Origin of the sequence: Streptomyces coerulescens (genome assembly GCF_042657965.1) — a bacterium.
In the GTDB taxonomy this organism is placed as follows: domain Bacteria; phylum Actinomycetota; class Actinomycetes; order Streptomycetales; family Streptomycetaceae; genus Streptomyces; species Streptomyces coerulescens.
In genome coordinates, this window is the sequence record NZ_JBHSKM010000002.1 from 983,020 (window position 1) to 1,006,448 (window position 23,429).

The 23,429-nt window shown below is 70.7% G+C and carries 15 protein-coding genes and 1 pseudogene; 8 read left to right on the top strand and 8 right to left on the bottom strand.

Annotation, left to right across the window (positions count from 1 at the left end; genetic code table 11):
* Nucleotides 1-78 precede the first annotated feature (78 nt).
* From rsgA to ACFPQ9_RS05880, 3 genes are all read right to left on the bottom strand, one after another.
* Nucleotides 79-1,170, bottom strand: a complete 1,092-nt coding sequence (gene rsgA, locus ACFPQ9_RS05870) for a ribosome small subunit-dependent GTPase A (protein WP_380847563.1) — start codon at nucleotides 1,168-1,170, stop codon at nucleotides 79-81.
* 246 nt (nucleotides 1,171-1,416) lie between these two features.
* The gene (locus ACFPQ9_RS05875; protein WP_380847566.1) at nucleotides 1,417-2,901 is read right to left on the bottom strand and encodes a cellulose binding domain-containing protein; all 1,485 of its coding nucleotides are present in this window, start codon (nucleotides 2,899-2,901) and stop codon (nucleotides 1,417-1,419) included.
* A 216-nt stretch (nucleotides 2,902-3,117) separates the two neighbouring features.
* Nucleotides 3,118-4,458 carry a radical SAM protein gene (locus ACFPQ9_RS05880; RefSeq protein WP_380847569.1) on the bottom strand — a complete coding sequence of 447 codons (1,341 nt, stop codon included), beginning with the start codon at nucleotides 4,456-4,458 and terminating at the stop codon, nucleotides 3,118-3,120.
* 150 nt (nucleotides 4,459-4,608) lie between these two features.
* On the opposite strand from ACFPQ9_RS05880, the gene ACFPQ9_RS05885 reads away from it, so the two are divergent.
* The 7 genes and pseudogenes from ACFPQ9_RS05885 (at nucleotide 4,609) to ACFPQ9_RS05915 (ending at nucleotide 15,087) form a co-directional block, all read left to right on the top strand.
* The gene (locus ACFPQ9_RS05885) at nucleotides 4,609-5,862 is read left to right on the top strand and encodes an FAD-binding protein (protein ID WP_380847572.1); all 1,254 of its coding nucleotides are present in this window, start codon (nucleotides 4,609-4,611) and stop codon (nucleotides 5,860-5,862) included.
* Between the two features lie 233 nt (nucleotides 5,863-6,095).
* The gene (locus tag ACFPQ9_RS05890) at nucleotides 6,096-7,346 is read left to right on the top strand and encodes an ROK family transcriptional regulator (protein WP_380847575.1); all 1,251 of its coding nucleotides are present in this window, start codon (nucleotides 6,096-6,098) and stop codon (nucleotides 7,344-7,346) included.
* A 17-nt stretch (nucleotides 7,347-7,363) separates the two neighbouring features.
* Nucleotides 7,364-8,839: pseudogene (locus ACFPQ9_RS05895) on the top strand (glycoside hydrolase family 30 protein); the annotation flags it as partial.
* Between the two features lie 220 nt (nucleotides 8,840-9,059).
* Nucleotides 9,060-10,316: an ABC transporter substrate-binding protein gene (locus ACFPQ9_RS05900; RefSeq protein ID WP_380847578.1), complete on the top strand. Its 1,257-nt coding sequence runs from the start codon at nucleotides 9,060-9,062 to the stop codon at nucleotides 10,314-10,316.
* Nucleotides 10,317-10,336: 20 nt separating this feature from the next.
* A complete protein-coding gene (locus tag ACFPQ9_RS05905; protein ID WP_380847581.1) occupies nucleotides 10,337-11,299 on the top strand; it encodes a carbohydrate ABC transporter permease in 963 nt (320 codons plus the stop codon).
* Complete coding sequence (locus ACFPQ9_RS05910) at nucleotides 11,296-12,192, top strand: carbohydrate ABC transporter permease (protein ID WP_380847584.1); 897 nt, start codon at nucleotides 11,296-11,298, stop codon at nucleotides 12,190-12,192. The genes ACFPQ9_RS05905 and ACFPQ9_RS05910 overlap by 4 nt, the downstream gene beginning before the upstream one ends.
* Before the next feature lie 27 nt (nucleotides 12,193-12,219).
* On the top strand, nucleotides 12,220-15,087 hold the full coding sequence (locus ACFPQ9_RS05915; protein ID WP_380847587.1) for a glycoside hydrolase family 2 TIM barrel-domain containing protein: 2,868 nt from the start codon (nucleotides 12,220-12,222) through the stop codon (nucleotides 15,085-15,087).
* A 50-nt stretch (nucleotides 15,088-15,137) separates the two neighbouring features.
* On the opposite strand, the gene ACFPQ9_RS05920 is transcribed toward ACFPQ9_RS05915, so the two are convergent.
* The 4 genes from ACFPQ9_RS05920 to ACFPQ9_RS05935 all read right to left on the bottom strand — a co-directional run bounded on the left by ACFPQ9_RS05920 (nucleotide 15,138) and on the right by ACFPQ9_RS05935 (nucleotide 20,953).
* Entirely contained in the window at nucleotides 15,138-17,162 is a 2,025-nt protein-coding gene (locus ACFPQ9_RS05920) for a calcium-binding protein (RefSeq protein WP_380847590.1), read from the bottom strand.
* 189 nt (nucleotides 17,163-17,351) lie between these two features.
* The gene (locus ACFPQ9_RS05925; protein ID WP_380847593.1) at nucleotides 17,352-18,629 is read right to left on the bottom strand and encodes an MFS transporter; all 1,278 of its coding nucleotides are present in this window, start codon (nucleotides 18,627-18,629) and stop codon (nucleotides 17,352-17,354) included.
* An 84-nt stretch (nucleotides 18,630-18,713) separates the two neighbouring features.
* Nucleotides 18,714-19,226 carry a hypothetical protein gene (locus tag ACFPQ9_RS05930; RefSeq protein WP_380847596.1) on the bottom strand — a complete coding sequence of 171 codons (513 nt, stop codon included), beginning with the start codon at nucleotides 19,224-19,226 and terminating at the stop codon, nucleotides 18,714-18,716.
* Nucleotides 19,223-20,953: a PHP domain-containing protein gene (locus tag ACFPQ9_RS05935; protein WP_380847599.1), complete on the bottom strand. Its 1,731-nt coding sequence runs from the start codon at nucleotides 20,951-20,953 to the stop codon at nucleotides 19,223-19,225. The genes ACFPQ9_RS05930 and ACFPQ9_RS05935 overlap by 4 nt, the downstream gene beginning before the upstream one ends.
* 254 nt (nucleotides 20,954-21,207) lie before the next feature.
* Between ACFPQ9_RS05935 and ACFPQ9_RS05940 the strand changes: the two genes are divergently transcribed.
* Nucleotides 21,208-22,527 carry a jacalin-like lectin gene (locus tag ACFPQ9_RS05940; RefSeq protein WP_380847602.1) on the top strand — a complete coding sequence of 440 codons (1,320 nt, stop codon included), beginning with the start codon at nucleotides 21,208-21,210 and terminating at the stop codon, nucleotides 22,525-22,527.
* Nucleotides 22,528-22,543: 16 nt separating this feature from the next.
* Here the strand turns inward: ACFPQ9_RS05940 and ACFPQ9_RS05945 are convergent, their stop codons facing one another.
* Nucleotides 22,544-23,416, bottom strand: a complete 873-nt coding sequence (locus ACFPQ9_RS05945; protein ID WP_380847605.1) for an alpha/beta fold hydrolase — start codon at nucleotides 23,414-23,416, stop codon at nucleotides 22,544-22,546.
* Nucleotides 23,417-23,429: the final 13 nt, after the last annotated feature.

The following is a 23,429-nucleotide window of genomic DNA, read 5'->3' on the forward strand; positions in this document are numbered from 1 at the left end:
AGGGGCGCGGGGAACTGCGCGACCAGCCCCCACGACCCCTCAGCCCGCCGGACGACGGACGAGGCACCCCACCAGGCGCTACTGCCGCCTCCCCCGCTTCGCCTCCATGGCGGCGCGCCCCTCGGCCCCCTTCCGCTTCCAGTCCCGCTTGAGCTCCGCTCGGACCCTCGCGTCGGTCTTGGCCACGATCCACTGGTTCTCCCGCATCAGCTTGCGGTAGCTCTCCAGTCGCCTCACCGGCAGCTCACCGCTGTCGACGGCGGCCAGCACCTCACACCCCGGCTCGCTCACGTGCGCGCAGTCGTGGAAGCGGCACCGCCCGGCCAGCTCCTCGATCTCCGAGAAGACCTGGCCGACGCCGGCCTCGGCGTCCCACAGCCCGACGCCGCGCAGCCCCGGGGTGTCGATGAGGACCCCGCCGCCGGGCAGGGCGAGGAGGTTGCGGGTGGTGGTCGTGTGGCGGCCCTTGCCGTCGACGTCGCGCGCGGCCTGTACCTCCATCACGTCCTCACCGAGCAGTGCGTTCGCGAGCGTCGACTTGCCCGCGCCGGACTGTCCGAGCAGCACGGACGTACCGCCCCCGACGATCGCGGAGAGGACGTCGAGGCCGTCGCCCAGGGTGGCGCTGACGGTCAGCACCGGCACACCCGGCGCGGTGGTCTCCACGTCCTGGACGAGGTACCCGAGCGTCACCGCGTCCGGCACGAGGTCGGCCTTGGTGAGGACCACGACCGGCTGCGCTCCGGATTCCCACGCCAGGGCGAGGAAGCGCTCGATACGGCCGAGGTCGAGCTCGACGGCGAGCGAGACGGCGACGATGGCGTGGTCGACGTTGGCCGCGAGGATCTGCCCCTCGGACCGCTTGGAGGAGGTGGAGCGCACGAAGGCGGTACGGCGCGGCAGATACGTCCTTACGTAGCGTGGATTGCCCGCGGGTTCGACGGCGACCCAGTCGCCCGTGCACACGACCCGCATCGGGTCGTGGGGGGTGACGAACACCGTGTCGGCGCGTACGACACCGTCGGCGGTGACGACGTCGCACTGCCCGCGGTCGACCCGCACGACCCGACCGGGCAGCAGCCCCTCGGCGTCGTACGGGGTGAACGCGTCGGCCCAGGCCGAGTCCCAGCCGTAGGGAGCCAACGCGGGGGAAACAGAGGTGGAAGTCAACAGGTGACCCTTCACGAGGAACGGCCCCGGCAGCCGCGCGCACAGGCGCGGAGGGAAAATGATTCTGGGTTCAGCCGGCGGCCACGGAGGTGGACTTGATGGTCTGGATGCGGGCAGCGCTCGTCGCAAAGACAGCCATGAGTCGACACCTCCTCGTCTACGTCCGCTCGACTGCGGTGGCCGATCGGCCACCGCTTTGAACCGCTGTCACTCTAGCCGGGGCCCGTGAAGGCCCGTCAACCGAATTTACGAGGCGCAGTCGTCCCCGTTGAGCGTGAAGTCGAACGCCGGTGAGTTCTCCCCCTCCCAGGAGGCGATGAACCCGAAGGCCAGCGAGCCGCCTGCGGGGACCGTGCGGTTGTAGTCGGCGGCCTTGGCCGTGATCCGGGAGCCGTTCTGGGCGAAGTTCGCGTCCCACATCTGGCCGACCGTCTGGCCGTCGCGGAAGGACCAGGCGACGCGCCAGTCGTCCAGGGCCTCCTCGGTGGTGACGGTGACGGTGGCCTGGAAGCCGTCGGGCCATTCGTTGACGAGGTCGTAGACGACCTCGCACGCCGGGGCCGCGCTCGCGGACTCCTCCGGGTCGTCCCCGCGGGCCGTGGAGGACTGGGTGCCCTGGGGTTCGGGCTTGGGGTTCTTCGGCTCGGGCGACTCCTTGCGCGGGGCGCTCCGCGACGGCTCCGCGGACTCGGTGGGCTGCCGGGTGCCGGCCGTGACCGGCAGGGAGAAGCCGGGGTCGGCGACCGGCTGCCGGTCGGACGGGTCGCCGCCCGCCGCGGTGCGGTCACCGGTGGAGCCGCCCGGCATCATCGACACCGCGAGGGCGAGCGCGGAGACCAGGACGGCGGCGAGAAGGAGGCCGCTGCGCAGGACGCGCGCCTTGTGCGCGCCCGGCTTCGGCGGTCCCGCGTCCGCGTACGCCGGCTCCTGGTGCCCGGCGCCGAGGCGTACCTCGGCGGCCCGGCGGCGTCGCTCCAGGTAGGCGAGGCCGCCCCAGCCGATGACTCCGCCGGCCAGTGCCCCGGGGAGTCCGCCGCCGTGCAGCCGCAGACAGGCGGCGGCCTCGGCGCAGTTGACGCAGGTGGCGAGGTGGCGGGAGAGGTCGCCGGGGGTTTCGGCGGCGGTGGAGCGGGTGACGGCGTCGAGGAGGCGGGCGTAGCTGCGGCAGCGCGCGTCCATCGGCGTGTCGAGGTGGTTGCGTTGGCAGCGGTCCCGGAACACGCCGCGCACCTGGGTGAGTTCCTCGGTGAGGGTGGCCGGGTCGAGGCCGAGCCGGCGGGCGACGACGGCCTGCGGGAGCGCCTCCACTTCGGCCAGCCACAGCAGGGCCGCGTCCGGTTCCTGCATGTCGCGCAGTCCGCGCAGCGCGAGCGGGCGCTGGAGCGGGGGGCCGGTGTAGCGGGCGGCCTTGTCGGAGTTGAGCCACAGGCGCAGGTCGGGGTCCAGCTTGTGGCCGTTCCCGCTCTCCTCCCAGGCGGCCGCCGTGGTGCGTACGGCGGTCAGGAGGAGAGGGATCCGGGGCAGGCGGGCGGGGCGGCGGCCCGCGCTGCGGAAGGTGGTGGTCTCGGCCTCGCGGGCCTCACGTATGCCGGCGGAAAACGCCTCGGCGGCCAGTTGCCTGGCCGCCGAGGACCCGGCCGTGCACAGGTCGGCGTACGACAGCACGGCGTCCCAGCACTCGGAGAACAGCGCGGCTTCGGTGGCGTCCTGAGGGGTCGGCAGGTCGGGCATGAGTCTCCTGCATCCACATGCGAGGTCAACTCGCCATATTGGCAATGGAGTTGGGGGGAACCTCGCGGCAGGACATGACCTTTTCACGGTTTCAACACAACTGACAAGCGTCGTGTTCAGATGTCATGACAGACCGTGGTGGACCGGCAACTCCAGCCACAGGTACGGACGCGAGCCCCGTCCGTCTCACCTATACCGGCATCCGTGCCGCCCCGGCTAGACCGCGGGCGTCGTCTCCATCGCGTCCGTCGCCTCCCGCGCCGGGAGGCTGTCCATGAACGAGCTCACCGAGAACACCGCGTTGCCGGGTCCGGGCGGGCCGTAGCCGGGGGGCGAGGACAGCCCGAAGTCCTCCATCGTCCGGCGATAGGCCTGGAGCAAGCGGATGTGGTACTCCAGCGGGGCGCCCTGCGGGTTGGCCTTGCCGAGCGGGGTCGTCGGCTCGGGGCACCAGGTGGTGAAGCGGGGCGTGATGCCGCGGGACATGAAGAAGCGCAGGCCCTCGGTCGTGGAGGCGATGGCCTCGTCGACCGTCCTGAACCCGAAGGGCTCGGCCATCTCCACGCCCGCAACGAAGTTGGGGATCACATTGCGCGCGCCGAAGACGTCGGCCGAGTCCAGGATCCGCTTGTGCCACTCGTCCCGGCCGACGTACCGCTCCTTGCCCGGGCAGTACATCTTGAACAGGTACTCGTCCCACACCTCGTAGTTGGGGTGGTAGATCTGCACGCCGTAGTCCTTGAAGCGCTGGACGTCGCCCTTGGGCAGTGCCTGGGCGACGACCTTGCCGATCCAGCGGCCCGGGAAGTGCTCCTCGATGGCCTTGGCGTACATGCCGTAGAAGTCGGCCTCGTCGCGGCCCTGGAGCTTGGAGGTGATCGCTCCGCCGGTGAGCGTGTACGCGGTCGACGCCTTCGCGGTGTCGTACCGGTTGATGATCTCCAGCGCCTCCAGGACCTCGTCGACGTCCTTCACACCGGTGTACGGCCGCCCGGCCGCCTTGTGCTGGCGCCAGTTGTGGTTGATGTCGCAGTACTGGCACTCCTCCTTGGCGCCGAAGTACTGGCAGACCCGGAAGACGGTCAGGTAGATCAGATAGCCCCACTGGATGGTCGGGGCGACCTCCATGACCGACTTCCCGTTGGAGAGGGTGTGCCGGTAGTACTCGGGCATGGGCGGCACGCCGACGTCCGAGATGCGCTTGCCGTCCAGGTAGAGACCGAGCACACCGTGCTCGTCGGCGGCGACCCGGTAGGGCGAGGCCGGGTTCACACGCACGGAGACGACGGTGCGGCGCAGATCGTACGGCCCGCCGGTGAGGATGATCTCCTCCGGCGGGCGCCGCAGCGCGGCCTCGCCCAGCTCCGGCAGGGTCCCGTGGTCGAAGGAGAAGATGAAGTACGACTTCGGCTTGACCTCGCCGGACTCGTTGTCGCTCAGGGCCGAGGGGTCGAAGGCCACTCCGCCCCGGAGCAGATCCTCCTTGAAGACGGCTTCCCGCGGAACGTGCGGGAATCGCTCCATCAGATCCTCGACCAGTGCGGTGCGGCTGCCCATCCGTAATCTCCTCCCGGCTCAGGCGTACGACTCCTCACGGTATGCCCCCGCGGGAGCCGGGGCCGCATCGGGTCCCCTCCTGGGTGTATGTGTCATGCAGTCGCGGATGAGAGGGTCACGCGCAGGCACTCACCCTGGAGGACGGCGAGGATGACGGAGACGATCACCAACTGGGCGGGCAACATCACGTACACCGCCAAGGAGCTGCACCGGCCGTACTCGGTCGCCGCGATCGGCTCGCTGGTCGCGAGCAGCGCGCGGGTGCGGGTGCTGGGCAGCGGGCACTCCTTCAACGAGATCGCCGAGCCGGGCCCCGAGGGCGTCCTGCTCTCGATCGCCGACCTGCCTCCGGTGATCGACGTCGACCGGGCGGCCCGTACGGTGCGGGTCTCGGGCGGCGTGCGGTACGCCGAGCTCGCCCGCACGGTGTACGCGCACGGACTCGCGCTGCCCAATATGGCGTCCCTCCCGCACATCTCGGTGGCCGGCTCGGTCGCCACCGGCACCCATGGCTCGGGGATCGGCAACGGCTCGCTGGCCACGTCCGTGCGGGAGGTGGAGCTGGTCACGGCGGACGGGTCGGCGGTGACGGTCGGCCGCGACGAACCGCGGTTCGGCGGCGCCGTCACCTCGCTGGGCGCCCTAGGTGTGGTCACGGCGCTGACCCTGGACCTGGAGCCGTCCTTCGAGGTCGAGCAGCACCTGTTCACCGAACTGCCGCTGGACGGGCTGGACATGGCGGCGTTCGAGACGGTGATGTCGTCGGCGTACAGCGTGAGCCTGTTCACCGACTGGGGCGCGCCCGGTTTCCGGCAGGTGTGGCTCAAGCGGCGCACCGACCAGCCGCTGCCGGACTTCCCCTGGGCCGCGCCCGCCACCGAGAAGCTGCACCCGGTACCGGGGATGCCCGCGGTCAACTGCACGGAGCAGTTCGGGGTGCCGGGGCCGTGGCACGAGCGGCTGCCGCACTTCCGGGCGGACTTCACCCCGAGCAGCGGGGCGGAGCTGCAGTCGGAGTATCTGCTGGCGCGCGAGCACGCCCTGGACGCGCTGCACGCGATCGACGCGATCCGGGCGACCGTCGCCCCCGTGCTCCAGACCTGCGAGGTGCGCCTGGTCGCGGCCGACGAGCAGTGGCTCAGCCCCGCCTACGGCCGGGACACGGTGGCCCTGCACTTCACCTGGGTCGAGGACACGGCGGCCGTACTGCCGGTGGTGCGGCGGCTGGAGGAGGCGCTGACCCCGTTCGGGCCGCGGCCGCACTGGGGGAAGGTGTTCGCGCTGCCGGCGGAGGTCGTACGGGGGCGGTATCCGAGGATGGCCGACTTCCGGGCGCTGGCGCGGGAACTGGACCCGGCGGGGAAGTTCGCCAACGCGTTCGTGCGGGATATCCTCGGCCGCTGATACTCGCCGGTCCCCCACACCTGGTGCTTCCAGCGGAAAGACTTTCTACAGCCCCTTTCCTAACCCCTTGTCGAAAGTCCGCCGCGCACCATAGCCTTGCGCCGCGCCGGTGCCGATGACGACCCGGCCCGAGCGAAGGGACGGGGCACCCCGGTGCTGTGTTTTCCCGGGGGACAACCCCCGGACCCCCGGCCGATCCGACCACGACGGTGCTTGTCTGTGAGGCGAGTTCGATGAAGCGCGGCACATCACGCGACATCCGCACGGCGAACCGCTACGAGGTGCTGCGCCAGATCATTGCCGCGTCGCCCACCTCCCGGCAGGAGCTGGCGGCCGCCACCGGTCTGAGTCTGGCCACGGTCGCCACCCTCGTGGGCGAGCTGCTCGACCTCCGGATGATCACGGAGGTCGGCTTCGAGGACTCGGCCGGCGGCCGCCCCCGGGGGCTTGTGGCGGTGAACGCCTCCGGTGGCGCGCTGATCGGCGTCGACATCGCGGAGACCTACGTCCGGGTCGAGCTGTTCGATCTCGCGCTGACCGTCCTGGCCCGCGCCGACGAGGACATGCGCCCCGGTGAGAGCCGCCCCGAGCAGGTCGTCGGCCATGTCGCCGCCGCCGTCGGCTCGGTGGTCGCGCAGGCCGGGGTGGAGGGCGCCCGGGTGCTCGGCGTCGGGGTGAGCGTACCGGGGCAGGTGGACCGGGACACCGGTGTCGCCGAGTACGCGCCCAACTGGGACTGGCACGACGTGCCGCTGCTCGATCTCCTCGCCGAGCACATCGCCTACCCGCTGTACATGGACAACCCGCTGCGCGCGAGTGCGGTGGCCGAGCTGTGGTTCGGGGCCGCGCGTGGCCGTGGGGACGCCGTGGTGGTCAACCTCGGCACCGGTGTGGGCGCGGGGCTGCTGCTCGGCGGCGGGCTGCACCGGGGCGTGAGCAACAGCGCCGGCGAGTGGGGCCACACGACGCTCGTGCTGGACGGGCGGCTGTGCCACTGCGGCAACCACGGCTGTGTGGAGACGTATGTCGGCGCGCCCGGGATCATGGTGAACCTGCGGGAGCTGGCCGCCGAGAGCCCGCTGCTGCACCCGGAGGACCAGACGGCGACGATCGACGCGCTGGCCCGTGGGGTCGTGGCGCACGATCCGGTGGCGCTGAAGGTGGTCCGGGACACGGCCCGTTATCTGGGCGCCGGGATCGCCGACCTGGTGAACCTGTTCAACCCCGAAATCGTCGTGCTCAGCAGCTGGGTGGCCGGCGCGCTCGGTGAACCGCTGCTGCACGAGGTGCGCGAGGCCGTCGCCCGGCACGCGCTGAGGCGGCCGCTGGCCGCCACCGAGATCGTCCTCTCCACCATCCCCACCGACCCGGTGTGCCTGGGCGCGGCCACGTTCGCGCTCGAAGGGGCGCTCCAGACCGTGGGCCAGAGGACCGCCGTAAAACGCACCACCCCCGCAAGGAGCCGTACCGCACCACCTTCGTGACGACGGAAGGGATGCACATGACTCTCCCCCGCAGGAACCCCCACTCCCCCAGATCGGTCCTGCTGACGGCCGCCGCCGCGCTGGCCGTCACGGGCCCCCTGATATCCGCCCCGCCCGCGGACGCCGCCGCTCCGGCGGCCGAGGTCTCCGCGCACGCCGCCCAGACCATCGACAACATCGGCGCCTCGGGCGCCTGGTGGGTCAACGACCTGAAGAACTTCGACCCCGAGGTCCGGGCCCGGGTGGCCCGTCTGCTGTTCTCCTCCGACGGCCTGGACCTGAGCGCCTACCGCTACAACATCGGCGGGGGCGGGACGGGCGTGACCTACGCGCCGCGCGCGCCCGAGGACTTCCGGGGCGCCGACGGCTCGTACGACTGGAGCAAGGACAGGGCGGGTCGTACGTTCCTGTACGCCGCCGCGAAGTACGGCGTCGAGGATCTGATCGGCTTCGTCAACAGCGCGCCGGCCGAGTGGAAAACCAACGGCAAGAGCTGCGGCGGCCATCTGAAGACCGAGAACGAGCAGGACTTCGCGAAGTACGTCGCCGATGTCACCGACCACTTCGCGCGGCAGGGCGTACGGCTCGACTACATCAGCCCCTTCAACGAGCCGACGAACAGCTTCGACTCCTGCGGCCAGGAAGGCATGCTCGTCGACGTCCCGCAGCGCGACGACATCGTGCGCGCGCTCGGCGCCGAGCAGCGGGCGCGGGGGCAGCGGACCGGCATCATCGCCGACGAGTCGACCAGCACGGTGAAGTTCAACGACGAGGTCCCGCGCTGGATCAACGAGCCGGGCACCGCCCAGTACGTCGACAAACTGGCCCACCACACCTACGACAACCCCTCCGACGCCGACCGTGCGAAGGTGCACGAGACCTCGAAGTCGGCCGGCAGGGCTTCCTGGTCCACGGAGATCTGCTGCTTCGGCAAGGGCGGCACGGGCTGGGCGCAGGAGTACGACCCCACGATCGACGGCGGGCTCAACCTCTCCCGCATCATCTACAAGGACTTCTCGATCGCGCACGACTCCGCGTTCCACTGGTGGGTCGCCCTGTCGGAGATGATCGGCTCCGACCCGCTCGCCAAGAACGACCAGGGCTGGAACGACGGCCTGATCTACTACGACCCGGACTACGCCACGAACGGCAATCAGACGCTGTACTTCACCAAGCGCTACTACACGCTCGGCCAGTACAGCAAGTTCGTGAAGCCGGGCTCGGTCATGCACGACGTGACGGGGCTGCCGGAGGGGGTCGAGGCATCCGCCTATGACCGGAACGGCAAGTGGGTGGTCGTGGTGAACAACCACAACTCCACCGACACGGCGCTGAACCTGCGCTTCGACGACTCGTCACCGCTGCGCGCCACCAAGGCGGTCCGTACGTCGGCCGACGAGAACTGGGCCGGTGTCGCTCGGCCCTCGATCAAGGGCGGCACGGCGTCCGCGACTCTGCCGGCCCGCTCCATCACCACGTACGTCCTCGACCGGACGCGCCGTTAACTCCCTTACGCCCCAAGGGGGTTGTGGGCGCCGGTGCGGCAGTCCACAACCCCCTCGCGTCCGGTATCCCGAACAACCGACAACGCTTCGCGCAGACTTCGTCCAACCCCTTGCCGAAGCCTTAGCCGAAGGTTAACGTCCCGCACCGCACCCCCATTTGAGCCATCTGACGCTGAGCCGCAGCCGTACTCGAGACAAGGACGTCGCCATGTCGGCATCGAGCAACACCACCTGGGACCGCCGAACCGTTCTGCGGGCCGCGATGGGCCTGGCCGCCGCGGGCGGTCTTGCCGCGTGCGGTGGCAACACAGGCCGGAGCAGCTCCGGCGACCGTCTCGTGCAGATGTTCCACGCGTACGGCGAGGCGGGCACCGAGCAGGCCATCAAGCGGTACGCGAAGGCCTACAAGGACGCCGACGTGACCACTCAGTGGATCACCAGCGCGGACTACGAGAGCAAGCTCTTCTCGTCCCTGCTCACCGACAACGCGCCGGACGTCTTCGAGTTCCACCCGCAGATCCAGATGGTCAAGAGCGGCCAGGTGGCGGATCTGACCGACCTCATCGACCCGGTGAAGGACGACTTCAATCCGGCGGACATCACTTCGCACACGGTCGACGGGAAGATATACGGCGTCCGCATGATCGACGACCCGCAGTTCTTCTTCTACCGCAAGTCGATGCTGGAGAAGGCCGAGGTCGAGGTGCCGACCACGCTCGACGAGCTGATGGAGGCCGCCGCCAAGCTCACCACCGGCAAGGTCAAGGGCCTGTACATGGGCAACGACCTGCACAGCGTCAACGACACCTTGATCTGGTCGGCCGGCGCCGAACACCTCGACGAGAAGAACCAGATCGCCTATCACACGGACGGCGTGGTCGAGGGCCTGAAGAAGATGCGCAAGCTGTTCACCAGCGGCGATCTCCTCCTCGGCGCCCCGACCGAGTCCTGGGACCCCTCCTCGTTCAACCAGGGTCTGTGTGCCATCCAGTTCTGCGGTATGTGGGCGATGCCGGCGATCCAGGACGCGCTCGGCGACGACTGGGGCGTCTTCCCCTTCCCGAAGGTCACGGACTCCGGCAAGCAGTCGGTCTACAACGGCGGCTGGTCGATGTTCGTCAACGCCAAGGGCAAGAACGTGGACGCGGCCAAGGAGTATGTGAAGTGGCTGTGGATCGACCAGAAGAAGTACCAGGAGGACTGGGCGACGTCCTACGGCTTCCACATCCCGCCGCGCGCCTCTCTCGCCGAGTCCGCCACCAAACTCAAGTCGGGCAACGCCGCTGAGGGCGTCCGGCTCTTCAACGAGTTCGGTCACTTCGACAACATCGGCTGGACCCAGGCCATGCGCACCGCCTTCGAGGACGTCTTCGCCAACTGCGTCCGCAAGAACATGGACCCGGAGGCCGCCCTCGACAAGTGCGACACGGCCGTCAACCGCGAGCTGAAGAAGCTGTTCGGATAGGCCGCGGGACGGACCACGACATGTCGACGACGACGCGTGACCTCGCGCGCCCCGCCCCGGCGAAGGCCTCACCGGCCAAGCCGCGGCGGGGTCTGCGGGGCAGCCCCACGCTCAACTTCTGGCTCTTCACCGGGCCGTTCCTGATCGGTCTGGCGATCTTCGTCTACGCACCGATCCTCTGGAGCCTCTGGCTCAGCTTCTTCGAGGCCCGCTTCACCGTCACGCCCGACAAGTTCGTCGGGTTCGACAACTACACGTACATGCTGACGAACGACGACTTCGTCGGTTCGCTCGGCACCTTCACCGTCTTCGCCGCGTTCATCGTGCCCACCACCTGGGCGCTCTCGCTGGGTCTGGCGCTGCTGGTGAACCGGCTGCGGTTCATGCGGGCGTTCTTCCGCTCGGTCTTCTTCCTGCCGACCGCGTGCAGCTATGTGGCCGCCTCGCTGATCTGGAAGATGTCCCTCTTCAGCGGCGTCCGCTTCGGTCTGATGAACACGGTCCTCGGCTGGTTCGGCATTGACAACATCGCCTGGCTGATCGACCCCAACCCGCCCTGGTACTGGCTGGTCATCGTGACCGCCCGGCTGTGGCTGCAGTCCGGCTTCTACATGATCCTGTTCATCGCGGCCCTCCAGAACATCCCGGACGAGCTCTACGAGGCCGCCGCCATCGACGGCGCCAAGTCGGGCTGGCAGACCTTCCGGTACATCACGCTGCCCCAGCTGCGGGCCACGTCCACCGCGGTGATCCTGCTGCTGCTCATCGCCGCCTACCAGGCCTTCGACGAGTTCTACAACCTGCTGTCCAAGACCACCTGGGGCCGCCCGCCTCTCGTCGAGCTGTACTACAAGGCCCTGGGCGAGAGCCAGGACTACGGCGCCGGCAGCGCGGGAGCGCTCATCCTGACCGTGCTGATCTGTGCCGTGACCCTGCTGCAGGGCAAGCTCATGGGCTTCGGAAGGGGGGACGAGTCCAAGTGACCACCACCACACCTCAGCTGCGCGAGTCCGCGCCGCCGTCGGGCAGGCCCCGCCGCATCCGGCGCGGGGGCGGCGTGATGAGCTCCACCGGCCTCTACATCGCCACCGGCGTCGCGGCCGTGCTCTTCCTGATCCCGTTCTACGTCCTCCTGCGCAACGCCCTCGCCACCGATGCCGAGATCACCGGCGAGAACTGGAAGCTCTTCCCCACGGACATCCAGTGGGGCAACATCGGCGAGCTGTTCACGGACGAGACCGTCCCCTTCGGCCGGTCCCTGTGGAACTCGGCGGTCGTCGCCACCCTGCACACCGTCGGCGTCCTGCTGGTGTGCTCCCTCGCGGGCTACGGTCTGGCCCGTATCCCGTACAAGCATGCCAACAAGATCTTCTACGCCGTCCTGGGGACCCTGATGGTCCCGACCGCCGTCACCTTCGTGCCGAGCTTCGTTCTGGTCTCCTCGCTGGGCTGGGTGGACAGTTACCGGGGGCTCATCATCCCGGGCCTGTTCAGTGGTTTCACCTGCTTCCTGTTCCGGCAGTACTTCCTTGGGTTCCCCAAGGAGCTGGAGGAGGCGGCGCGCATGGACGGCCTGGGCCACTGGGGTGCCTACTGGCGTGTCGTCGTGCCGAACTCGCTGAACTTCTTCGCGGCGATGGCGACGATCACCTTCATCAACGGCTGGAACTCCTTCCTGTGGCCGCTGGTCATAGGCCAGGACCCGAGTTCGTGGACCGTCCAGGTCGCGCTCTCCAGCTATATGACCAACCAGACCGTCGTCTTCCATCTGATCTTCATGGCCACGGCCATTTCCATCCTGCCCCTGGTGTTCGTGTTCCTCTTCCTCCAGCGCTGGCTGGTACAGGGCATCGCACAGACCGGCATCAAGGGCTGACGCCTTCTTCTCAACACCTGGAGACCGATGTCTTTCCGCACCACCCCGTCCGTCAGCTACGTAGAGGACGTCTCCCCGGGCCGCGGGGCCCTGCCGCCCCGCGCCTGGTACGCCACCTCGGACGCGGAGTCCCTGTCCCTGAACGGCAGCTGGCGCTTCCGGCTGTCGGCGACCGCCGGCGCCCAGGACGACTCGTTCGCCGCGGAGGGGTACGGCGCCGGGGACTGGGCCGAGGTCACGGTCCCGGGCCACTGGGTCCTGCAGGGCGACGGCGCGTTCGGCTCACCGATCTACACCAACCACCTCTACCCGTTCCCGGTGGACCCGCCGCACGTCCCCACGGAGAACCCCACCGGTGACCATCTGCGGGTCTTCGACCTGCCCGACGCGTGGCCGGCCGACGGCACCGCCGTCCTCCGCTTCGACGGCGTCGAGTCCTGCGCCCGGATCTGGCTGAACGGCACCGAGCTCGGTGAGTTCAAGGGCTCGCGTCTGCCGCACGAGTTCGCGGTCGGGGAGCTGCTGAAGCCGGCCGGCAACGTGCTCGCCGTCCGGGTGCACCAGTGGTCGGCGGGCTCCTACCTGGAGGACCAGGACCAGTGGTGGCTGCCCGGCATCTTCCGTGACGTCACCCTGCTGCACCGACCGGAGGGCGCGGCGGGCGACTTCTTCGTGCATGCCTCCTACGACCACAGCACGGGCGAGGGCACCCTGTGCGTCGACTCCGACGTCGACGGACGGGTGTCCGTGCCCGCCCTCGACATCGATGTCGCGACGGGAGAGTCGGTGACCGTCGCGGTCGAGCCGTGGTCGGCGGAGACACCGAAGCTGTACGACGGTGAGCTGGTGACGCCCGGCGAGCGCGTCCCGCTGCGCATCGGCTTCCGTACCGTCGCCCTCGAAGACGGCCTGATCAAGGTCAACGGCAGGGCGATCCTCTTCAAGGGCGTCAACCGGCACGAGTGGCACCCCGAGCGGGGCCGCGCCCTGGACCTGGAGACCATGCGCGAGGACGTGCTGCTGATGAAGCGGCACAACCTCAACGCCGTGCGCACCTCGCACTACCCGCCGCACCCGGCCTTCCTCGACCTGTGCGACGAGTACGGCCTGTGGGTCATCGACGAGTGCGACCTGGAGACCCACGGCTTCACCGAGCAGCGCTGGCGCGACAACCCCGTCGACGACGACCGCTGGACGCCGGCCCTGCTGGACCGTGCCGCCCGGATGGTCGAGCGCGACAAGAACCACCCCTCGATCGTGTTCTGGTCGCTGGGCAACGAGGCCGGCACCGGGCGCGGGCTCACCGCGATGGCCGAGTGGATCCACGGCCGGGACACCTCTCGTCTGGTGCACTACGAGGGCGACTGGAACTGCCGCGACACCGACGTGTACTCGCGGATGTACGCGCCCCACGCGGAGGTCGAGCGGATCGGGAAGCGGCTGGACGGCGGTCCCGGCAAACGGCGCGAACTCCCCTTCATCCAGTGCGAGTACGGGCACGCGATGGGCAACGGCCCCGGCGGCTTGGCGGACTACCAGCGGATCTTCGAGCGCCACGACCGGCTCCAGGGCGGCTTCATCTGGGAGTGGATCGACCACGGCGTCACCCACCCCGAGCTGGGCTTCGCCTACGGCGGCGACTTCGGCGAGGAGCTGCACGACGGCAACTTCGTCTGCGACGGCCTGGTCTTCCCCGACCGGCGGCCCTCCCCCGGGCTCGTCGAGTACAAGAAGGCCATCGAGCCGGTGCGGTTCGAGGGCGCCGACGGTGGCGTGCGGGTGACGAACGCCTACGACTTCGCCGACCTCTCGCACCTGGAGTTCGAGTTCTCGTACCAGGTGGACGGGATGCCCACAGGCGCGCACACGCTCACCGTGCCGCCGCTCGCGCCGGGGGAGTCGGCGGAGGTCAAGCTGCCGGCGGCCGCTCCCGACGGCGACGGCGCCGAGGTCGGGTGGACGGTCCGGGCGCTGCTCGCGGCGGACACGCCCTGGGCGGGCCGGGGCCATGAGGTGGCGTGGGCGCAGCGGACGGTCGCGCCGCGTGCGCCCCTCGGCACGGCCACCGGTGCCGGGCCCACGGCCGCCGGTGACCTGATCGTGCTCGGCCCGGGCGCCTTCGACGCCCGCACCGGTGCCCTGCGGTCCATCGGCGGGGTGGACGTCACCGGTCCGCGCCTGGACGTGTGGCGCGCGCCCACCGACAACGACGAGGGCGCATCGTGGCAGGACGACACCCGGTGGGGGGTGCTGTGGCGGAAGCTGGGCCTGCACCGGATGCGGCACCGGCTGGACGGGGTGGAGGCGGATGCCGACTCGCTGACCGTCCGGACCCGGGTGGCGCCCGCCGCCCGCGATGTGGGGCTGCGCACGGTGTACCGGTGGACGTCCGACGGCGAGCGACTGCGTCTGACCGTCTCGGTCTCGCCCGAGGGCGACTGGAAGGTGCCGCTGCCCCGGCTCGGCGTACGGCTCGGGCTCCGGGCGGCGCTCACCGAGTCCGCGCTGTGGTTCGGCAGCGGGGGTGAGGCGTACCCGGACACCAGGGCCGCGGCGAAGCTCCTGCGGTGGGACGCGAGCATCGAGGAACTCCAGACGCCGTACGTCCGTCCGCAGGAGAACGGCGCACGGTCCGACGTCCGCTGGGTGGAGCTCGGCGGGCTGCGGGTCGAGGGCGAGCCGGAGTTCTGGTTCAGCGCGCGGCGCTGGACCAGCGAACAGCTGGACGCCGCGCGGCATCTGACCGACCTCACCCCCGGCGAGACCGTCTGGGTCAATCTCGACCACGGCCAGCACGGCATCGGCTCACAGTCCTGCGGTCCGGGCCCGCTGCCGCAGTATTTCCTGAAGGCCGAGCCGGCCGAGTTCTCGTTCGTGTTCTCGGCCATCGGGTGACCTGCGCGCACCGGCCGGCGCCCCGAGGGGTGCCGGCCGGTGCGGGGTGCCTAGGGGCAGCTGATCCGGGTGTCCCCGGCATCCGTCGTGCAGGTGTCCAGGCCCAGGCCGCCGTTGGCGGTGTCGTTGGCGGGGACGTTGTCGAGGGTGTCGAGTCGGTCGTTGCCGGAGTTGCCGAGCAGGGTGTCGTTGCCCGGGCCGCCGGTGAGGGTGTCGTTGTTCGGTCCGCCGTCGACGCGGTCGTTGCCGAAGTCGCCGTACACCGTGTCGGTGCCGAAGCCGGCGTTGATCGTGTCGTCGCCGCCGAGGCCGCACATGACGTCGGTGCCGCTGGTGCCGGTCATGGTGTCGTTGCCGCTGGTGCCGATGCGGGTGCAGCCGCGGGCGTTGTTGACCGTGGTGGGCGCCGTGGCCGTGTTGTTGGCGGTGTCCGGGTCGGACTGTGCCGCGCTCGCGGTGGCCCGGTCGGTGAGGGTGCCCGTGGCCCTGGGTTCGACGACGACCGTCACGGTGGTGCGGGCGCCGGGAGCGAGGGTGCCGAGGGCGCAGGTCGCGCCGGTGGCCGAGGTGGTGCAGGTGCCCTGACCGGGGGTGGCCGAGATGACGGTGGCGGCGGGGCCGGTGACCGTGTCGGTGAGGGTGACGCCGGTCGCCGAGGTGGTGGTGCTGTTGTTGGCGACCGTCACGGTGAAGGTGGCACGGTCGCCGATGCTGACCGCGCCGGTGCCGGTCTTGGTGACCGACAGGTCGGCTCCGGGGGGCGGCGGCGGAGGCGGGGGCGGGGTGCCGACGCCGCCGAGGTAACGGGCCATGAGGCGCACGCCGTTGCCGTCGTTGCCGAAGGCGATGAACCTGCCGTCGTCCTGGAGGGCGAGGGCGTTCGCCCGGTCGCCGGCGCCGAAGTCGGTCGTGGTGCGGCCGCCCGTGCCGAATCCGGTGTCGAGGGTGCCACCGGCGTTGAAGCGGGCGAGCAGGAAGTCGCCGGGCGACCCGCTGCCGGCCGCGATGATCCGGTCGTCGGGCTGGACGGCGAGGTCACTCACGCCGGCTGTGCCGCCGAAGTCCGTGGTCGCGAGACCGCCGGCGCCGAAGGTGGTGTCGCGGCTGCCGTCGACGTTGTAGCGCACGAGCGCGAAGCGGTCCGCGGTCTGTCCGCCGACGATGATCCTGCCGGTGGACTGCACGGCCACGCTCTCGCCCCAGTTGTACCCGCCGAGGTCCGTGGTGACCTCGCCGTCGCCGCTGAAGGTGGTGTCGGGGCTGCCGTCGGGGTTGTAGCGCGCCACGGCGAAGTCGAAGAAACTCTCGCCCGCGAAGCCGGCCATGACGATCTTCCCGTTGGGCTGGAGGGCCAGGTCCTGTGCGGACGCACCGCCGCCGCCCGTGTCGGAGAACGAGGTCATGGTCACGCCGTCACCGCCGCCGAAGGCGGTGTCCGGGCTCCCGTCCGGCAGATGGCGCAGGACCGCGAACCAGCCGCCGGCGTAGGCTCCGGAGACGATTCTCCCGTCGGGCTGCAGCGCGACCCCGACTGCTTCCTCGGCCCCGCCGGCCAGACCGGGACTGACCCAGCCGTCACCGCCGCCGAACGAAGTGTCGACGCTGCCGTCGGAGTTGTAGCGCGCCAACGTGAACCAGCAGCAGCCCGCGAACTCGTCGTCGGTCTCCTGGTGGCGGCCGGCCACGACGATCTTCCCGTCGGGCTGGACGGCCACCCTCTGGGCCACGTCGTTGCCGTTCTCGAAGTCGGTCAGTACTTCGCCGTCGCCTCCGCCGAAGGAGGTGTCGACACTGCCGTCGGAGTTGTGCCGCGTCAGGGCGAACTCGGCGTCGAGGTACTCGGGGTCCTGCTTCCACCCGACGGACACGATCTTTCCGTCGGGCTGGACGGCCACGTCCTCGCCCTCGGCGTAGCCGGCGGTGGTGATGCTGACCCGGCCCCCGGTGCCGAACGTGGGGTCCAGGTCACCGGGTGCGGCGAACGCGCCGTACGGTAGGGCGACGACGAACGCCAGCGCCATGACCGAGGCGGCCAGGGCACGTGAGGTTCCCCGTAGGGAATCAATGATGGACATGGCGCCAGAGTCCGGATCCGGGGTCGCCGCGGTGGGCGGCTGGCTGGCGAATCGGCTTACTGGGCCGCAGAGTTCCACCCTGCGGGGTGACCGTTGCGACGATATGAAGCACGCGGTGCGCCGGTCAGGTCCGGCGCCCCGAGCGGCGTATCGGCGTGAAGAGCGCGGCCACGCCACGCGGTGCGCCGGTCAGGTCCGGCGCCCCGAGCGGCGTATCGGCGTGAAGAGCGCGGCCACGGCGATCAGTACGCAGCAGGCGCCGGCGACCAGGCCGACCGGGGCCGTGCCCCGGCGTTCCGCGGCCCAGGTGAGGACGGCCGCGCCGATCGGGGCGGCCGCGTACTGCAGGGTCCAGAAGGCGGAGGTGACCCGGCCGAGGAGCGGTTCCGGGGTGACCTCCTGGCGCAGCGACATGGAACAGGTGCCTGCCATGCCGACGCAGGCCAGGAAGGCCGCTGCGAGGGCCGCGACGACGGGGACGTCCTTCGCCCAGCCGAGCCCGGCGAAGGAGAGCCCGCACACGGCGACCGCGCCGGTCCAGGTGGCCCCGAAGCCGAGCCGTCTGCGGACCCGCGCCACCAGCAGGGCGCCGGTGATCGTGCCGAGCGCGCCGACGGCCATGACGGTGCCGACCGTGCCGTCGTCGTGGCCGAGGTCGTGCTTGAGGTGGTAGATGACCAGGTCGTTCAGGCCGAGGGTGAGGAAGCTGAAGACGAACAGCAGGGCGGTCAGGGCGCGCAGCACCGGGTGGCCGCGGAGAAACTCGATCCCGGTGCGCAGATCCCGCCACAGTCCGGACCGCTCGGTGGCCTTGCCCGGCCGTCCCCGCAGCCGTACGAAGGCCAGGCAGGCGGCGGAGACACCGAAGCTCGCCGCGTCCACGCCGACGGCCGCGGCCGGGCCGGACCAGGCGGCGACCAGGCCGGCACACAGCGGCCCGAGCACCCCGGCCGCGGCGGCGGTGGCATTCAGCCGACCGTTGGCCTCGGTCAGCCGCTCGGTGCCGACCAGGGCGCGTACCACGGTGACGTACCCGACGGCGAACAGCATGCCGACGGCCTCGCACAGCGGCAGGACGACGTACAGCAGCCAGATCTGCGGCCCGAACAGCCAGACCAGCGGGACGAGTCCGTACAGCGCCATCCGTACGAGGTCGCAGGCGATGAGCAGCTTGCGCCGGTCGACGCGGTCGACGACGGCCCCCGCGAACACCGCCGCGACCACCGAGGCGGCCCCACCGACCGCCGTGAGCAGCCCCATCCGCGCGATCGAGCCGGTCGCCTGCAGCACCAGCAGGGGCAGGGCGATCAGCGCGAAGGAGTCACCGAGGACGGAGAGGGTCTGGGCGGCCCAGAAGGTGCCGAAGTCCCGGCGGCGCCACAGGGGGCGCGCGGGGTCGTCCGACGGGGACGCGGGAGGGATGCGCGGGTCGTCGGCCTCCGTCTCGCGTTCTGCCTCGTACGCCATCCGCCCCCCGTCATTCGAGACCCCGGACATGATTCGAACGTCCGGTAACCCTACGGGGGGCGTGGCGGCCGAGGTACGGCGCCCTCAGTGATCGGCGCAGCAGGGGGTGGGATCCGGTACCTCGAACGGTACGAGGGTCCCGCCCACCGCCGGCATGGCGGTCAGGACGAGTTCGGCGTCCTGCCAGATCGGGCGCATGTGATCGCCCGTCATCAGGAGGGTGTCCGGCGCCGGTCGCCCCGGCGTGCCCAGGACCGTCACCCGGTCGATGGCCGAGCGGGACAGCACGTCCGCGATCGTCAGGGTGCCGGTCAGGGTCGAGACGCCCGGGTAGACGACCGCGCGGCCGACCGCGTCCGGCGCGCCCGGTGTCACCTCGTGGCCCTGGGCCGTGAGCCGCTCCTGGGCGGTACGCAGGAGCGGCTCGGACGGCAGGGTGAGGGAGAGCGTCACCCGCGGACGCTCTCCCCGCACCAGGTGGGTGCAGCCGAACACGCCCTCGGGGAGGGCGAGTTCGGCCGCCAGGGTGTGGAGCAGGTGGTCGGCCGCGCGGAGGTCCCTGACCCCCGCGTCCACGGTCAGGACGTACGGAGTCACGAGGGCAGGACCCACACCGGGTTGGAGTAGAACCACAGGTCGCGCCACGGGTCTGCGTCACCGACGACGTCGATGGCCGGGCCGGCCGGGTCCACGGCGGCGCCCATCGCGCCGACGGCGCCACGGTTTCCGTCGGTGCCGCGCACACGGACGTAGACGGGCCGGTCGACCCGGCCGAGGTCGTAGGTGAGGCGGACGGTGCCGGAGGACTTGTTCACCTCGTAGGACTTGACCACCTTGGCCGTCGGCGCGGTGAACGTGTCCTTGTCGGCGGCCGGGCCGGTCACCTCGCCCTGGATCACGTCGACCCTCGCCACCTTCGGTACGAAGCCCGCCCAGTTGGGGCCGCCCGCCATCGCCACGTCGACCGTCAGCGTGACGTCGGTCCCCTTGCGCACGTGCAGGGCGCCGCCGAGCGTGGCCCAGCGGTGGCCGCCGGTCACCCGGACGTCGAGGGCGCTGAGCAGCTGTCCGTGGTCGACCCAGATACGGCCGGCGCGGATGCCGTCCATGACGGCGGCGTAGGAGAATCCGTCGGAGCCGACGTGGGTACGGCTGTACTGGCCGGGCCAGTAGTCGCCCTGGGTGATGTCGATCCGGCCGCCGTAGACCGGGTCGGGGTAGCGGCCGTCGGTGTCGAAGTTGCCGCCGGTGCCGCGCGCGGCGGTGTCGGCGTAGACCTGGTGGGAGTCGGAGTTGGCGGTGATCCACCACGGCTTGCCCTCGGCGAGGAGGCTGTCCCACAGGCCGCCGACGGTCGCCGTCATCCAGTCGAAGCCGCCCCAGGTGCGGTAGCTCTCCAGCGGGTAGCCGGCGAAGGAGTTGGCGCTGGGGTTGTTGTCGTAGATGCCGCGGGCGCGGCCGGGGCCCATGGGCGCGGGCAGGCCGGCGGCCTGGTGGCCGGGGGCGCCCTCGAAGCCGACGGCGATCTGGCGGGTACGGCCGGCGTCACGCCAGCCGCGTATCTCGTGCGGGGAGTCGACACCGCGCCGCGCCGGGTGGTTGGCGAGCATCAGCGCGTCCTTGACCTTGCGGCGCTGCACCTGCTCGGCGAGGAAGTTCAGACCGGCGATGGCGAGGGCCTCGTTGGCGGGCGTGGAGTCGGAGGCGCCCTTGACGCTGCCGTCGTAGTCGGTCTCGAACTGCTTGAGTACGGAGACCTCGTTGGTGCCGGGGTGCACGAAGACGGTGCCGTGCTCGGCGCCCGGGATGTTCCACTCCAGGCCCTGGAAGACGAGGGTGTCCTCGTAGGCGGCGCGGGCCGCCTTGATGTCCGGGTTGACCTTGTCGACACCGATCTTGGCGTGGGTCGTGCTGCCGTGGTCGGTGATGACCAGCCAGTCCATGCCGTGCTTGGCGCCCTGGCGGACCTGGTCGACGACGCGGTACTTGCCGTCGCTGCTGTACTGGGTGTGGATGTGGTGGTCGCCGGACAGCCACAGGAAGCCCTTCGACCGGCGGCCGCCGGAGGCCGGGGCCGAGGCGGTGGCGGACGCGGGGGTCGCGGCGGCGGCCGCGGCCGGGGCGACGACGCTCGCCGCTGCCAGACCCGCGCCCAGCAGACCGGCCCGGCGCAGCAGGGTGCGGCGGGACTGCTGCTCGGGGGTGAGGGCCTCGTCGGGCACGGCGGGGTCGAAGGCGGCGGGCAGCGCGGCTCCCGCGTCGTGCGCGTGGTCGTGGTCGTGTCCGTGGTGGTGATGGTGGCCGTGCGTGTGCCCGTGTCCCATGAACGCCTCCTGGGATGCCGCTGGCTCCCAGCGGCTGCCTTCTACGGCGCTGTTGCGCCGCCTGTGGAGGATCAAGGCGAAACATGAACGTTGAACGAGCGAGGCATGACCGCCGGGTGCCGCCGACACGGCGGATCGCCCCGCCTCTCACAGTTTCCTCAACGACCCTTGTACGTCAGCCTTGTTGACACCGAACCTGAACAACGCTCAACTTCAACGTTCATCTTCTTCGTCACCGACCGGAGACCCCCACCATGAGAAGACTGATCGGTACGCTCGCGGCCGCCGCGCTGGCCCTCACCGGCCTCACCGCCACCGCCGCCACCCCCGCGACGGCCGCCACCTCCGGCTCCTTCGATGTCCTGACGTACAACATCGCGGGCCTCCCCCTCGGCCTCGGCGACAGCGACCCCGAGACGAACACCCCGCTGATCGGGCAGCGGCTGGCACCGTACGACATCGTCAATGTGCAGGAGGACTTCAACTACCACGCCTCGCTGTACGCCAACGACGCCCACCCCTACCGCACGGCGACCAGCGGCGGCGCGGCCTTCGGCGACGGCCTCAACACCCTCTCCGACCACCCCTTCGAGGACTTCGAGCGGGTCAGGTGGAACGACTGCACGGGCACCAACTGCCTGACCCCGAAGGGCTTCACGCTGGCTCGGATGCGTCTCGCCGAGGGCGTGTTCGTGGACCTCTACAACGTCCACACCAACGCCGACTCCGACGATGCCGCGCTCGCCGCCCGCCGCGCCAACGTCGAGCAGCTGTCGGACTTCATCCGGGCCAACTCGGCCGGCAACGCGGTGATCGTCATGGGCGACACCAACACCCGCTACACGCGCGCCGGCGACAACATCCGCACGCTGGTCGCCGAGAACGGCCTGACCGACGCGTGGGTGCAACTCGTGAAGGGCGGCACTCCCCCAGCGGCGGGCAGCGACGCGCTGCTGTGCGACCCGATGGCCCCGACCGACGACTGCGAGGTCGTGGACAAGGTCCTCTACCGCGGCAGTGAGCTGCTGACCCTGAACGCCACCAGCTACGGCAACGACTGGGCGAAGTTCCTCCGCGAGGACGGCGAGCACCTCTCCGACCACTTCCCGCACACGGTCGGCTTCTCCTACGCCCTCGACGCGTCCCTGCGGGCGAGCGACTTCTTCGGCGGCCCGCACGGCACGGCCTTCAACGACGCCGACGACCTCCCGGCCACACCCGCTCCCCGCACCCTGACCCTGCGCGGCGGCTCCCGCCTCGACGCGGTCACCCTGACCCACGACGGCGGTACGGTCCTCACCCACGGCGGCACGGGAGGCACCGCGACGTCCCTGACCCTGGCCTCCGGCGAGCACCTCACCTCGGTGAAGCTGACGCAGGGTCAGAAGAACGGCCGTACGCGGATCTTCTCGGCGGCGTTCGCCACGGACAAGGGCCGCACACTGTCCTCGGGGACGGCGGCCTCGGACGCGAAGACCTTCACGGCGCCCTCCGGTTGGCAGATCGTGGGGTTCACGGGGCGCTCCGGCGACGAGATCGACAAGCTGGGGGTGCTGTACGCGCCGATCGGCTGATCGCGAACACCCGTCGTCAGAGCTCCCGGGCGAGGAGCCGCTCCAATGCCGCGGTGACCTGGGCCGGGCACTGGTCCATCACCCAGTGATCCGCGCCGTCGAGCACCGTCAGCTCGGCGCGCGGAACGCGCTCGGCGAGTTCGACGGCGATCGCGGAGTTCAGGTACCTGTCCCTCCGGCCCCACACGATCGCGGTGGGGCACCGGATCTCGCCGAGCCGACGACGCAACTCGGGTCGGGCCGTGACGCGGTAGTCGCCGAAGAAGTGGACCAGCCAGCGGCGGCCCTCGGGCGTGTCCATCCAGCGGACGTAGCTGTCCAGGAGATCGTCGTCGACGTGGCCGTCGCGTACCAGCGCTCCGAGCGACCGGCGGTGCAGGGCGCCGAGGGGGAGCCGTGCCGTCAGCGCCCGGAGCGCGGGCGTGCGTCCGGCCAGGGTGACCAGGCCGAAGGCGACGTACCAGCGGGGGACGAAGGAGGCCTGGGCACGGCTGTTGAGGACGGCCAGCCGGCGTACGCGGTCGGGGTGGGCCTGGGTGAGGCCGAGCGCGAGGAAACCGCCGTAGTCGTGCCCGAACAGGTTCACGGCGTCGATGCCGAGGGCGTCGAGCAGTCGGCCGACGCGTGCGACCTCGGTGTCGTAGTCGAAACGCAGGTGCAGCGGTCGTGCGGACTGTCCCCAGCCGAGGAGGTCGGGCGCGATCACCCGGTTCGCGCGCGCCAGCGCCGGGATCTGGTGGCGCCAGCAGCGATGGTCCGCCGGGTAGCCGTGCAGGAGCAGAACAGGCTCACGGTCGGCGGGCCCCGATTCCCAGTACGCCACGCGGGCACCGTCCACCACGACCGACCCGGCCCGGATCGCCGCCGCACCGGGGCCTTGTGCGCTCATCGTCTCTCCCACT